Origin of the sequence: Vibrio coralliilyticus ATCC BAA-450 (assembly GCF_000176135.1) — a bacterium.
Classification (GTDB): Bacteria; Pseudomonadota; Gammaproteobacteria; order Enterobacterales; family Vibrionaceae; genus Vibrio; species Vibrio coralliilyticus.
Genome location: NZ_ACZN01000017.1, coordinates 247,519 through 260,798, shown reverse-complemented (window position 1 = coordinate 260,798; position 13,280 = coordinate 247,519). Strand labels below are relative to the sequence as shown.

Here is a 13,280-nt window from a genome sequence, read left to right as displayed (position 1 = left end):
CCTTAGTTAAAATGCGTAGCTAACGTTCATTCGAATATCGCGACCCGCGCTAGCGTAGCCTTGAGCGACGCTACTGCCGATGTAAGCCATGTATGAACCATGGTCAAAATAGTATTTATCGAACACGTTTTTCACAGAAAGCGTGAGCGTCAGGTCTTGCTCAGCTAGTGGCAACCATTGAGCATAGACATCATGGACACCATACCCCGGCTTTTCTGGGTATGCGCTTGAATCCGCTACGTCCGTCAAACGTTCCACAAAGCGCGCATTCCAGCCAAACTCAAGCTCGTCATTGGCTGCATAGTTAACATCTAAGACCCAAGTGTCGCCAATTGACGTTCCTAGTGTAGAGTCACCATCACTGAGTGGTACGCCATTAAGCTCAGGATTAGACTGGTTGTAGCTCAATCGGGCTGATACTTGCTCCAATGTATAGCCAACGTAGGCGCTAAAACCTGTTGTCGTTAGCTCTCCGACATTGGTGTAGACGTTATTGCTGGTTGTAACAACATCTTCGATTTTGCTATCGAAGAAGGTGAAGCCCGCAATGAGATTGTTTTTGCGATAGCTGGCACCGATTTCCTTGTTTTTTGCACGTTCTGGAGCACGATCCGCGGCATTGTTGCGATAGTCGATGACAAACAGTTCTTTGATCTGCTGGCCGCGAAACGCTTCAGCATAGCCCGCAAACAGTTCAAGACCATCAAGCAATTGGTAAGTTAAGGAAATGTTGGGGCTGAAGCCGCTGGAGTCGAATTCCTGATTAATATTGTCGGTTAGTTCATACCAGTCGTAACGGGCACCAGCAGAAAGTAAAATCGCATCATTAATGTTCCAGTCATCCTGCACGAATAGCCCGTATACTGTGCCTTTCTCTTCGTGGTTTTGCTGGCCTGAATAGTTAGTTTCGAACTCAGATTTGTCCCGTTTGTAATCTGCACCCGTAATCAGAGTATGCTGAGCTAGGCGAGCAGTGTTGAACACTTTCCCGCCTATGGTGTTGATAGTACCATCGCTGGTGTTCCATTGCGGGTGATCTTTCTGAGCAATACGATTAGCAGTGCTGTAAAGGGTGGTATCTAAGTTGAGCAGGTCGCTGTATCGGAAATTGTGATTGGCCGTAAAGGTATGGCGATCCGCTTCCTGCTCCAGTGGAACATTCTTTACACTTGGTTGAAAGTGAGGTCGATTCAGTCGAGTATCATCATCGTTACGATAGTCGTAGCTCAGAGACAGATAGTGCTGCTCGTTAAGTTGGCCTGAAAGTTTAAGAAGCGCAACTTGCTGTTCGATTGCTGTGTACTCTTGCTCGGTACCGCGACCATCTTCAATGTTGTCTCCTTCAACGTAGCCAAATGAAGCCAGCAACCCTAGCCGCTCGGTGACTTCACCATACAAGCTGGTTGAAACCTTGTAGCCGTCGTTGTTGGTGTAGTAACCCGCTTTCACCTGCGCACCAAACTGGTCTTCATGTTGCAAAAGGTCATGCGCATCTTTGGTTTTAAACTGGATCGCACCGCCTAAAGCGCCCGGACCGTTAGTGGCTCGACCCGCACCCGCTGAAACATCAACTTGCTTAAGAAGCTCCGGTTCAACTGAAAGTCTGCCTTGATGGTGGAAAAGGTTGCCTGACTGCTCAGCTCCGTCGATAGAAATGTTCATCATAGTATCTTCTAATCCACGGACATAGATCTTTTGAGTGATGCCTGCCGAGCCGCCAACGGAGACTTCCGCATCTTTACGAAATACATCATTGAGATCTTGAGCCTGCTGTTTGGATAAGTCTTCAGCGGTGATGATGGTATCAATCCCTTGAAGTGGGTTACCAATGACTTCAACGATTTCTGCGGTTTCTTGATTAGCGAAAACCAACCCTGAAGCAAGGGCGAGGGCAATTGGGCTTAACTTGAATACGGTATGCATTTGACCGTAACCTCCACTGTTAATGAGAATTATTATCGAGTGGATTTTGTCGTCTCGTATAGGGTGAGTAAATGACTTTTACAACTGTTACATCTTGAGGTGATATCTAGAGAAAACAAAAGGCAACGGAATGCACGTCGCCTCCTGTATGAGATATTTAAGTAGGTAGGTTGATTACCATATCAAGCCCTCTTTCTCTGCGATTTTTTGCACTTATTGAACCGTTTACGGCTTGTATGTGTCTTTTGGCCAACGCAAGGCCAACGCCAAAACCTTTACGTGAACCAACCTGGTTATCAGCTTTAAAGAAGGGCTGGAATATACGTTTAGTTAAAGAAGCGTCTATACCCGGACCAGCATCGGATATGGTCAGCGTGACATTGTCTTCATCAAATGAAGCTTTAATGGTGAGGGTTTCTCCCTGCGGCGTATATCTCAGCCCGTTTCGGACGATGTTCTCTATTGCTTGAGATAGGGCCCTTTGATTAGAGTGGGAGAGCGGAAGCTGCGAAGGGAGATCTATGGCAATCTGACGATCGGGATACTCAAATTGCGCATCTTCAACGATGGCTTCCACCAGCTCAGTCAGATCAAAGGCTTCGTCTCTTAAGTCTGGTCGTTCGTTCTCTAGCCACGCGAGTGTCAGCGTATCTTCTGCCATAACCCGGATAGCCTGAACTTCAGATCTAATTCGACTGACCATTTCTTCAGTATCTATCTGCTTTTCGACGCAATCCGTCGCCATTTCAACTCTAGCGAGCGGTGTTCGAATTTCATGAGACATATCTGCTATCAGATTGCGATTATGGTTAATCACACTAGCTGTGCGCTCGGCCATCATGTCAAACGTTCGAGCAATCTGGCTTAACTCGTCATTACCCAGTGTCATGTGATGTGAGACTCGAGCGCTATAGTTACCTTGGCTAAATTCTTTGGCTGTACGGTGAAAGTGCTGTAATGGTGTCATGACGTAGCGATAAAGGTAGATAGTTAGCGCCAATAGAGCTAAGAACGGAATGACGACTCGGAAAGTCCAGAATGCGTGCGACATGTAGGTTCCGGGGCGCATACGAGCAGGCAATTTAACCAAGAAGTGATAATCAGAAGGAGTAAGAGCGACTTCCATTATCGGGTTCTCAGGAAAATAAAGGTGAATCTTCCACTCGACGTTTCTACCTATGCCATAACCATCCCAAAATCGCTTATTGAGAGGGTTACCGCTGACAACGGAGACATTGGAACGTACCACCGTTGCCCACGTTTCCTCTCGCAACGCTAGCTGATTTACCCACTGATTCATTTCATCATATTTCCCTTGCCCGAGCTGCGACTGAACGTGCTCACCCCAAGCGAGAATTTCTTGCTGATGGTTTTTATCGATGTAACTCATCTTTTCATTGGAGAGTAGAGCGACGCTATGGAGTAGGGAGAAAAAGATCACTCCTCCCAATGAGAGTACGACAAACAGTCGCCAGAAAAGTAACTTTTTCATCGTAATAAATAACCTTTGCCGTGAACGGTCTGAATTCGTTCTGAGCTCATACCCAAAGCGACTAAGCTTTTTCTCACTCGACTTAAATGCATGTCTAAGCTTCTGTCGTATGAGCTAAAGTCGCGTTCTAGTACAACCTGGTACAAAAACGGTTTGCTTTGTACTGCGCCGTGGTTGGCTACAAGTGTCCAGAGCAATTTAAACTGAATTGGTGTGAGGGTGATGGGAGCGGACTCGTTGACGGTTACAGTCAGTTCGTTCTTATCAAGCTTGAGTTCTTTATATTCTTGATAACGGTTAGAGCTCGATGCTTGATTGTGACCAGTTCGGCGCAAAATCGCTTCGATCCGTAAACTCACCTCAGTAAAGTTACATGGTTTGCTGATGTAGTCATCCGCGCCATAACGCAGCCCACGTATGCGGTGTTCTTCTGCGCCGTATGCGGTCAGCATGATGACCGGTGTATTTGAATGAAAGCGGATAAAGTTCAACAAACCAAAGCCGTCGACCTCTGGCAGGTTAATGTCAAGAATGATTAGGTCAAAGTTGGATTGCTTTAGGCAATTCAATGCTTCGGCACCACAATCCAGATTGGTAACCTGGTATCGACTGTCTTGAAGAAGAGAGGTGAGTTGCTGATTCAGATGTCTATCGTCTTCAACCAATAGTATTGATGGCTCATTGCCTGACAGTATTTGGCCATAAGATTTATGATCGTTAAATGATAATCTTCCTCCACCTTCAAACATGGAACACACCTCTTTTATTGATAATAATTGTTATTATCAATAAAAGAGGTTGAACTTTCAATGCCAATAAATGGGTGAGCTTATTGGTTTGGGCATTATCAATCGTATTTAGTTATGAGTTGGCTACATAGCAAACCGAAAACGGCACTTTCAGTTTGATGAACTCATGGAACCAGCGCCACTGGTTATCCTGCAAACGATCTCCGGGGCCTTTAACTTCAACCCATTCGAAACGGTCGTCTTTAAAGAGAATCAGATCAGGCATACCACTTCGGAATAATTTGAGCTCTTGTAGCATGACCTTAAACAGCTGGCACAGTAACTCGGGGGAGATGCTGTGTAGCGCACGGTCTAACAGTTCTGGAGTGAAAGCATTCCAGACAACAAATGGATTACTGAGCCCTACTTTTTCCAGATAAATTTGCTTCAGATGCTGGCTACCGTCTTCTTCTAGTCGAGTGAAAACATCATCTATCATTGACTGACGTTTGGAAGCAAAGTCGTGATGATAGAGATCCAAAGGGCGATATTGATATCGGTTGATAAAAGCGCCTTCTACAGGGCTGAAAATGACTTCCCAAAATGCTAAGCCAAACAATCCATTTAACAGAATATTTTCTGAGTAATAGACGTCATAACCTTGTTGCTCAAAATAATCTTTGACCACCAACTCGACGCGTTGCTGTGACAAATCAAGTGCAAGGTGGTGTTCCTCTATATTAGTTTTTTTTACTCTCGGGAGTTTTATACCTTTGAGACGCTCCAAGCGTTGTTGCAATTTCACACCCACTTCTTGTTCTGACGTATCATATGGGGAACTTAATATTGAAGTGACAATGTCACTCATGGCATTTATATCGCTTTGTTTGTCATACATGCGAGCTCGGCGTTCTCGTGAAGGTGGTAATACTGTTTTTTCGAACCAGAAAGTCGAGAGTTCGAACTCTTGCAATCTTTCTAAGTCACGCGCCATGTCATTGATCAGGTGTTGGCGTTTACGCTCTATGTAGTTGTGGTCAATAGGATGGGTAAGTTGCTCAAGGTGGAGGAGTATTGTATTTACGCATTTTCGATCAGCGTCATGATAACTTTGCTGCAATAACGATAATGAAAGCAGTTGATCTAGCTCATCACGTGAAGAAAAGAAACGGCATTGTTCGCTGAGTTGATAGTTCTCAAATTGATGCAAGCCAAGATCGTCTAATACAAACTGGCTTAAATCCTGATGAGTATTAGCAAAGAAGAGCGCGAGTAGAACATCTAACACTTGCGGTGATTCAAGCTTAACGATGGTGAAGGGCAAAGTGCCGTATTGTGAGAATGGGCTCTCTTCTAGCTGACTTACAATTGTGTCCTTTTTCGCCTGTTTGTTGGTTACTCTAAAGAGGTTAACCATTTCCGGTTTTGTCAGAAGCTTGGCGGCTAAATCTGGGTTGGAGATTTCAGGGTTGAGCGAGATGAAGCTCAGCGCATTGAGCTCATCTAATGCGACATCTTTTTCAGGGATCTCTTCATAGTTCAGCTTATCGCTTCGAAACCATTCCCCTTTGCGAGAAAGCAATCTCACTAACAAGCACTTTGCCGGAGTAGATAACTGAGAGAAATGTTGCAGCCACTTGTGCTCCAATTCAGACAACAGATCTGGATACATTTCTTGAGCATGACGTGTCAGTTTCAAGAAGTTGCTCAGGTAGTAATCTGAGGGTAAGACGACAGGTTCAGACATGGTTAATAGATACAAAAAAGGCCTAACCACAAGGTTAAGCCTTTCGAAGAGGTTTTCAAAGCGTTAAGCGTTTTTAAGCTGAGCCACTTTTGCTTCGCTAATTGGTTTGGTAATGAAGGCAAGAACGATACACACCGCCATCATTACGGCTGAAATAGTGTAAGCGAGACTGTAGCCTTCACCGTTTGTCATTGAGAATCCAACAACTGCAGCACCAATTGCGCCACCAATACCCCATGACGTATAGAGAACGCCATAGTTAGTGCCGTAGTTCTTCAAGCCGTAGAACTCTGCGGTTAGAGTCGGGAATACAGCAAGCAAAGTACCGTAACCGATAGCTGCGATAGCCGTACCGATTATCAGTGTAAATTCGGTTTTAAACGTAGCGAACAGAACCATGTTGATGCCTTGAAGGACAAAGGCTAATAGCAGTGTACGTACGCCGCCAATCTTATCAGCTAGCATGCCTGCAGCCACACGACCACCAGAGTTGAATATCGCTAGGATAGACGCTAGGTAAACCGCATTAGGTAGATTAGCCTGAACGCTAGCAATGGTAGTGATGTTACCAATGATCATAAGACCAACCGACGCTGCAAAGGCGTACATGATCCATAGTGAATAGAACTGAGGTGTTTTAAGCATTGATTTCCACGTCAGATCTTCTGTTTTCTTAGCGGCTTTCGGTGCTTGACCTGCTTTTACTGCTGGTTCAGCAGGAGTGTAACCCGCTGGTGGGTTGTTAATAGTTGCTGCAAGAGGCACGGCAATGGCCAATACGCCAGCACCAAGAACCATAAAGCTGGTTTGAATACCCATGCTGTCAATTAGAGCGGAAGTCACTGGTGCAAGGTAAATAGCGGCTAGACCAAAACCAGCTGCAATAAGACCGTTGACCATGCCTTTCTTGGAAGAATGGAACCACTTCATTGCAGAAGGAGAAAGACAAGCATATCCAAAACCGATGCCGGCACCTGTAATCACACCAAATGTAATGTTCAGCATTAGTGGAGTGGTTGCGAAACCTGAGGCAATCATACCTAAGCCAGTCAGCATTGTGCCCAGAATCAGAATTTTACGTGGGCCCATACGATCCTGAAGGATACCAGCAACAAGAAGACAAACAGAGAAGGTGATTGTTGCTATTGCGTATGGTGAAGAAGCTTCTGCTGCACTCCAGCCAGATTCAGTCACAAGTGCTTTGTTAAACACGCTCCAAGCATACAGGATGCCAAGACAAAGGTTGATACAGAATCCCGCCAGCAGGATACGTGTAGCTTTATCAATCTTGCTCATTTTTCTTCTCAAGTTCACCTCTGATAAAAGAGGTCTGGTTAACAGTCTATTTCTTCAAATTAAGTTTGCGTTTATCAACACAAAACGTAATGGGCGCGAATTATAACCAATCTATATGTGATTGGAATCTCTTTTTAGGGGTATTTTAAAATTAATTGTGTTTGTTAATTTGATGTTTTTATTGTTGTTTTTATGTGTCTTGTTTTGGGGTTTAAGAAAATAAGCAAAGTCTGATATTGACACGCTGCAAAGCCGGAAAATACTGATGCCGTAAACCGAGGATTCTGCTCAATTTAATGCATTATTAGGCTTTGCTTAAAAAATGACTTAGTCAGTATTTCGTCAATTCAAAATTTTGACTCTAGGCAAGGGTATATAGCGGGAGTAGCATGCGCGTCGTCTTAATTTGAGTGGTGGAAAAAATGAGAAAAAATACATTAAAACTGGCAATAATTGCTGGCCTTGGCCTGACCTCTTTAACTGGTTGTATGGGGCAGATGGCGACTACAGGAATGGTGACGAAGTTCAACCTAGAGACAGTCGATAACCGTTATGCCCGCGAAGGTATGTTTGTCTTACTGTCTCCTGTCTACGGTATTGCTGGTATTGCGGACTTGTTTATCTTCAATGCAGTTGAGTTTTGGACGGGGACAAACCCAATTACAGGTAAGTCTCCAGCTGTTGTTGATACGCCAACAAAGAACTACATCAAGGTCAACGACAAGCTAGACAGCTCTCTAAAAGATGTACCATTGAGCAACAACACCGAGATTGAAAGTGCAACTATGGAACAGCTTGACGAAACGACGCTACAAATGGAAATAACCTATCTTGATGGCACTAAACAGGTTTTAAGTGGTAAGAAAGAGCAAAATGATATGGCTTTCTACTTGGATGACCAATACATCACCACGGTATCGAATCAAGAGCTGACGGATTACATTGCGTCTGCAAATATCTAAAACAGCTTAGCAGAAGTAAGCGTTGCCCCTGAGTTATCGGGGGCTGATTAACTGAGCTATCAATCAAAAGTTTATAAAAATAGTTAACTTATATTTAACAATAATAAGCAAAACGCTATAGTTAGGAGGTTATTTAAACAGGAGTTATTAGGATGAAACTCACGATATCAGGGAAGTTACAGCTGAGTTTTCTGTCGCTTGCAGTACTTTTTATCGTTGCCGCTCTATTTATATTCCGCAGTGTCAATACTGTAGAAGAGCATACAAAATCTCTATTAGAGTCCGATCTGCCAACTGTAGATACGGGCCGTTCATTACAACAGTCGCTTCAGGCGACCGTTTCTACCCTCAGAGCTTATATGCTTTTAGGTGGTGATGAAGCTGTTGGTGCCGCGCAGTTGGAGCAGCTTAATAGCGTTATCACTTCGACCGATGAAGCGTTACCCAAGTTAGAAAGCCTATTGGATGAATCGGCTTACCAACAAGTCTTAGGCCAATGGGAATCCGTCAAAGGGTTGGTTAACGAGATCTCTGAAACCAGTCATTCAGATGAGAACCTTCCGGCCCACTCCTTATTTATCAATGAAGCCGCCCCAATTGCAGAGGTGGCATTGGATCAGCTCCAAGGCCTCATCAATGACGAAGCGGGTAATAAAGAGGGGGGCGAGAGAAAGCGCTTATTCCGTCTATATGCAGACAGTTACACATCTCTTGCTAATGCACTCTCTTCAATGCGTGACTTTCTTCTATATGGTAAAGAGGAGCACCTCAGTAAGTATCAGGACTTTCTGAAATCCCACGGTAAGTACGTTGCTGAGATCGATTCCAAAGTCAGCCTGATGAGCGATAGCGATCAAGGCTTATGGGATCTGTTTAAAGAAATGCAGCAGCTTTATTTTCCACTTGCCGATCAGGTCGTTGCGCTAAGAACGGCGAGTAGCTGGAATCTGGTAAATGAGAAAATGGCTAAGGAGCTGGTACCTGCCGTCGATACTCTCAATACAAGCTTAGAAAACCTGATTCGTAAGCAACAGCAGCAAGCTGACATCAGTGGCCAGGGAATCTTTAGCTCGCTAAGCAGTGTCGTGTCTTTGCTTGTTGTCTCCTCAATTATTTTCCTATTAGCGTCGTTAACCATCTCAACTTATATGGGTAGGAACATTGGCCGACGCATAAAAGTGGTGTCAAAACGTGCCCAATTGATTGCCGCAGGCGATGTGTCTCAACCAGCACTCAGCGTAGAAGGTAGCGACGAGCTAGCCAGCCTGACCAACTCAATCAACAAGATGAATGTCGCGCTGTTAGATATTGTGCGTGGCGTTAGTTCGAAAGCACGTACTGTTGGGGACAGTATGACGTCACTTCTCGATGCAAATAACAACACATCGAATAAAGTCGATAGTCAAATGTCGACGATGACGCTTGTCGGTCAGCAGCTTTCTGAGGTTAGCTTGTCTGCCGATGAAACCGCCAACCAAGCCAAGCTGTCTGCTAGCAATCTTGCTGAATCAAAGAGCCAAATCGAAATCGGTTCTCAAGCTCTTGAGCAGAACATGCAGACCGTGACCTCTCTACACAACACGATTGAAAGTGCGAGCCAGCAGGTTACTGAGCTGAGTAAAGAGAGTGAAGCGATAGGCCGTGTTACGGAAGTGATCGAAGGTCTAGCTGAGCAAACTAACTTGCTTGCACTTAATGCAGCGATTGAAGCGGCGAGGGCAGGCGAATATGGTCGAGGCTTTGCTGTGGTGGCTGATGAAGTGCGCCTGCTTGCGACAAGGACTACTGAGTCCACTACCGAGATCAACAACATTGTGAATGCGATACAATCTTCGACGGCAGCTGTGGTATCTGAAATCGACAAGAGTAAAGTGTTAGCAGAAGAAGGAGCTGCGCATACCAAGCAGGCGCACGGAACACTAAGCGCCACAACAGATCAAATCGAGAGCCTAGATTCTCAAATGAAAGATCTACTTCACTCTGCAGAGAGCCAATCTCTGGCAACTCAGGAAATACACAGTTTAATGTCTGATGTCACTAGCCGAGTAGAGGAGGTTGCTGATATCTCCAGTTCGTCATCACAGATCTCTGAGCAGGTGCGCCATCAGGTTGAAGAGTTGAACGAAGAGATGAGGCATTTCCGAACAGAATAAGCATGTATAACATCGATTTAATGATAGAAAGATAAATATATGAGATCTGCTTCAAATATAAATTTATAAAATAAGCAGATGTGAGACAGGTATTCTATACATAATCTCAATGCAATAAAGTGTATAGCAATTGAGCTCAAGCAACCTCCGTTGTTTGAGCTCGTTTTATTCTTTGAGGTTAGTTGTGTTACGTGTATTTGCAACAATGTGTATGTTGCTCTTCTTGACGAGTTTTGCCAGTGCTTCCAATAAACAGACCCTGATTGTCACTAACTCTAAGGCATGGAAACCTTTCTCTTATATCAACGAAGAGGGAGAACCTGCGGGTATTCTGGTGGATTATTGGAATGAATACGGCCTCAAAAATAACCAGAACATTGAATTCTTATTGCTAGATTGGAACGACTCTTTAGAGGCTGTTCGTTCAGGAAGGGCTGACGTGCACTCAGGCTTGCTTTGGTCCGAAACGCGTGAGTCCTTCTTAGACTACAATGCGCCTATTATGTCCATTGATACGCAACTCTATATCAGCAGCCGGTTGATGGGCTCTGATGTGAGTCTATTTCTACGCGGGGAGCATGATCATCTCGTTGGTGTAGTGAAAGGTGCCTACGAAGAAGAATTTACTCGTCTCCATTTTCCTAATCTCAATATCATTTCTTTTCGTAATAATGAACGTATGATCGACGCAGCTTTTGCGGGCGAAATCGACGCATTTGTAGCTGACTTGCAAGTTGCAAACTTCTACCTTCATACCACTAAGGGATTGAATAAGTTTATCGGGATAAGACACCTCTACTCAGGAAACTTGCGGCCTGCGGTCTCTGAAGGCAACCTTGCGCTTCAAAATCACTTGTCTCATGGCCTTAAACTGATCAGCAATGAAGATAAACAAAGAATTCTCGGTCGTTGGATGTATATCAATACTGTCTACCCAGACTACCTATTGCCGTTGGCCATACTGATGATTTTGCTGGCTGGCGTTGCTTACATCTTTATCCTGCGCTTTTCTGTTAACGCGAAAACTCGGGAGCTGGCGAAAGCGAATCAGGAACTGAGAGTCCTCTCTGAGACCGATCCTTTAACAGAGCTAAGCAATCGTCGCCATTTTGTTGAAGAGTTCCAGCAAAGGCTTGTAGTGCCAGAATCGATTGCCGTTATGATTTTTGATATAGACGACTTCAAGGTGATTAACGACAACTTTGGTCATGAAGTTGGAGATACAGTGATTCGTCAGGTAGCGGATGCGGTAAGAACTGTGATTAAGAAAGATCATTTGTTTGGCCGTATCGGCGGTGAAGAGTTTGCGCTTGTTGTCAGTGGGCATTCGTTAGGCCAGGTGACAACAATAGCGCATAAAGTTTGTCACTCAGTGAGGAGCGTTGTCATTGAAGATAAGGCGATCTCGGTCAGCTTAGGCTGCGCTTATTACCCATTAACGTCATTCAACATTACGTTGTCGGATGCTGACCACTTAATGTATCAAGCAAAATCACTCGGAAAAGATAGGGCGGTCATTCAACAAATCATACTAGAAGAACTTAGCGAACAAAAAGCCGTCAACTATGAATAAGTTTGAACATAAAGTCAGCACTTAAACCTGAAAACTAAAAAAAGACTTTTCTTTTCAGGCTGATGTGGCATATTGAATGGGTCTTCACGATGATGCGTGCATCGTATAATGGCTATTACCTCAGCCTTCCAAGCTGATGATGCGGGTTCGATTCCCGCTGCACGCTCCAACTCTTCATATAAAAACTCCCCTTAAACTTTCAGCAGCAAATATTGCTAATTAGCTATCTTAGAAGCTAACGCACGTAATTTTTCTTACGCACGTTAACCGAGATGTCGTTAGTTTATCTGCTGACTTAGCTGTAAGTAAGCTTTTTGAGCTTCCTGAGATTGAGATGACACGAGCTGAACCGCTACTTTTTCGGCAAATGCGCGCTTCTTCTCAAAATCAATTGGCCGACCGTTTTTCCACAGTTCAAAATGAAGGTGTGGCCCTGTTGTTCGTCCTGTATTGCCACTTGTACCGACTGTTTCGCCTTGTAAGACAATATCTCCTTTTCTCACATAGCGCTTAGAAAGGTGAAGATAGCGTGTCTTCAATCCACCTGGGTGTTGAATAACAAGGTAGTTTCCAGCTATCGGGTGGTATCGAGAGGCGATGACTTCACCGGATGAAATACTAACAACAGGCGTACCAACTGGCACGGCGTAATCCGTTCCAAGATGAGGGGCCATCGTACGAGTCACAGGGTGTAGTCGAGAGTGACTAAACTGCGAGCTGATTCTGAAGCGACGCGATACAGGAGAAAGGAGCAGCTTATCTTTGTAAAAACGCTCTCCATCAGTACTGAATAATGTACCCGCCTTTGTACTATAGACATAATACGTGTGTAACTTATCGTGATACAAGAAAGCAACGAGCTGATCTTTCTCGTTGAGTTTGAATGCAAATTGTCCTGAACCAGATACTGAGTTGATGAAATCAAATTTACCCGCCGAAAGGGACGCAAGGTCTTGAATCGTATCTGGGGCAATGCCTAAACTCAGCGCCGTACCATAAAATGAATACCCAACGTCGCTGCTAATAAATTTGTCTTTTGTTATTGGTGTTTTTGGCGCAATTTCTCTTTTGTTTTCGGTGTTATTAACTTTGTTGATGTTTGTTTCGTTTGAATATCTAGTAGATGTGTCGTTTAAGGGTGATATTTCGACTAGTGCGCACAAGCTCAATGGAATAAGGGCTAGATACCAAAAAGACAAATAGTCTCGATAACTTTTTTGGGGAATAGACGTTGAATGCATTTTAATAGTTATTTGAGATTTTGGTTCAATGATAGAGTTTTACCAGACAAAATCTAGATAAATTTTTTCGATAAATAGTATTTACAATAAAAAATAACAGGACTCGATTACCTATTCCAATGATTATTTAAGTAACAGAAGGTAATTAAGAAAGATGCGGTAGTT

9 protein-coding genes and 1 tRNA gene are annotated in these 13,280 nt (G+C 44.1%); 4 read left to right on the top strand and 6 right to left on the bottom strand.

The features are described 5' to 3' along the window. Positions 1-6 precede the first annotated feature (6 nt). The 5 genes from VIC_RS16410 to VIC_RS16390 form a co-directional block, all read right to left on the bottom strand. On the bottom strand, positions 7-1,923 hold the full coding sequence (locus tag VIC_RS16410; protein ID WP_006961167.1) for a TonB-dependent receptor domain-containing protein: 1,917 nt from the start codon (positions 1,921-1,923) through the stop codon (positions 7-9). 157 nt (positions 1,924-2,080) lie between these two features. Continuing rightward, positions 2,081-3,415 carry a sensor histidine kinase gene (locus VIC_RS16405; RefSeq protein ID WP_006961166.1) on the bottom strand — a complete coding sequence of 445 codons (1,335 nt, stop codon included), beginning with the start codon at positions 3,413-3,415 and terminating at the stop codon, positions 2,081-2,083. Continuing rightward, positions 3,412-4,164 carry a response regulator transcription factor gene (locus VIC_RS16400; RefSeq protein ID WP_006961165.1) on the bottom strand — a complete coding sequence of 251 codons (753 nt, stop codon included), beginning with the start codon at positions 4,162-4,164 and terminating at the stop codon, positions 3,412-3,414. Before VIC_RS16400 ends, VIC_RS16405 begins: the two co-directional genes overlap by 4 nt. 112 nt (positions 4,165-4,276) lie before the next feature. Beyond that, positions 4,277-5,890, bottom strand: coding sequence for a VRR-NUC domain-containing protein (locus VIC_RS16395; RefSeq protein ID WP_039952117.1), 1,614 nt, complete (start codon positions 5,888-5,890; stop codon positions 4,277-4,279). A gap of 63 nt (positions 5,891-5,953) precedes the next feature. Then, complete coding sequence (locus tag VIC_RS16390) at positions 5,954-7,186, bottom strand: L-lactate MFS transporter (RefSeq protein ID WP_006961163.1); 1,233 nt, start codon at positions 7,184-7,186, stop codon at positions 5,954-5,956. A 422-nt stretch (positions 7,187-7,608) separates the two neighbouring features. Between VIC_RS16390 and VIC_RS16385 the strand changes: the two genes are divergently transcribed. The 4 genes from VIC_RS16385 (at position 7,609) to VIC_RS16370 (ending at position 12,043) form a co-directional block, all read left to right on the top strand. Beyond that, positions 7,609-8,148: a DUF3332 domain-containing protein gene (locus tag VIC_RS16385; RefSeq protein WP_006961162.1), complete on the top strand. Its 540-nt coding sequence runs from the start codon at positions 7,609-7,611 to the stop codon at positions 8,146-8,148. Between the two features lie 152 nt (positions 8,149-8,300). After that, the gene (locus VIC_RS16380) at positions 8,301-10,301 is read left to right on the top strand and encodes a HAMP domain-containing methyl-accepting chemotaxis protein (protein WP_006961161.1); all 2,001 of its coding nucleotides are present in this window, start codon (positions 8,301-8,303) and stop codon (positions 10,299-10,301) included. 211 nt (positions 10,302-10,512) lie between these two features. After that, positions 10,513-11,874 carry a transporter substrate-binding domain-containing diguanylate cyclase gene (locus VIC_RS16375; protein WP_080555940.1) on the top strand — a complete coding sequence of 454 codons (1,362 nt, stop codon included), beginning with the start codon at positions 10,513-10,515 and terminating at the stop codon, positions 11,872-11,874. A 94-nt stretch (positions 11,875-11,968) separates the two neighbouring features. After that, positions 11,969-12,043: transfer RNA gene (locus tag VIC_RS16370), tRNA-Gly, on the top strand. A gap of 109 nt (positions 12,044-12,152) precedes the next feature. On the opposite strand, the gene VIC_RS16365 is transcribed toward VIC_RS16370, so the two are convergent. Next, the gene (locus tag VIC_RS16365) at positions 12,153-13,073 is read right to left on the bottom strand and encodes a peptidoglycan DD-metalloendopeptidase family protein (RefSeq protein WP_039952230.1); all 921 of its coding nucleotides are present in this window, start codon (positions 13,071-13,073) and stop codon (positions 12,153-12,155) included. Positions 13,074-13,280: the final 207 nt, after the last annotated feature.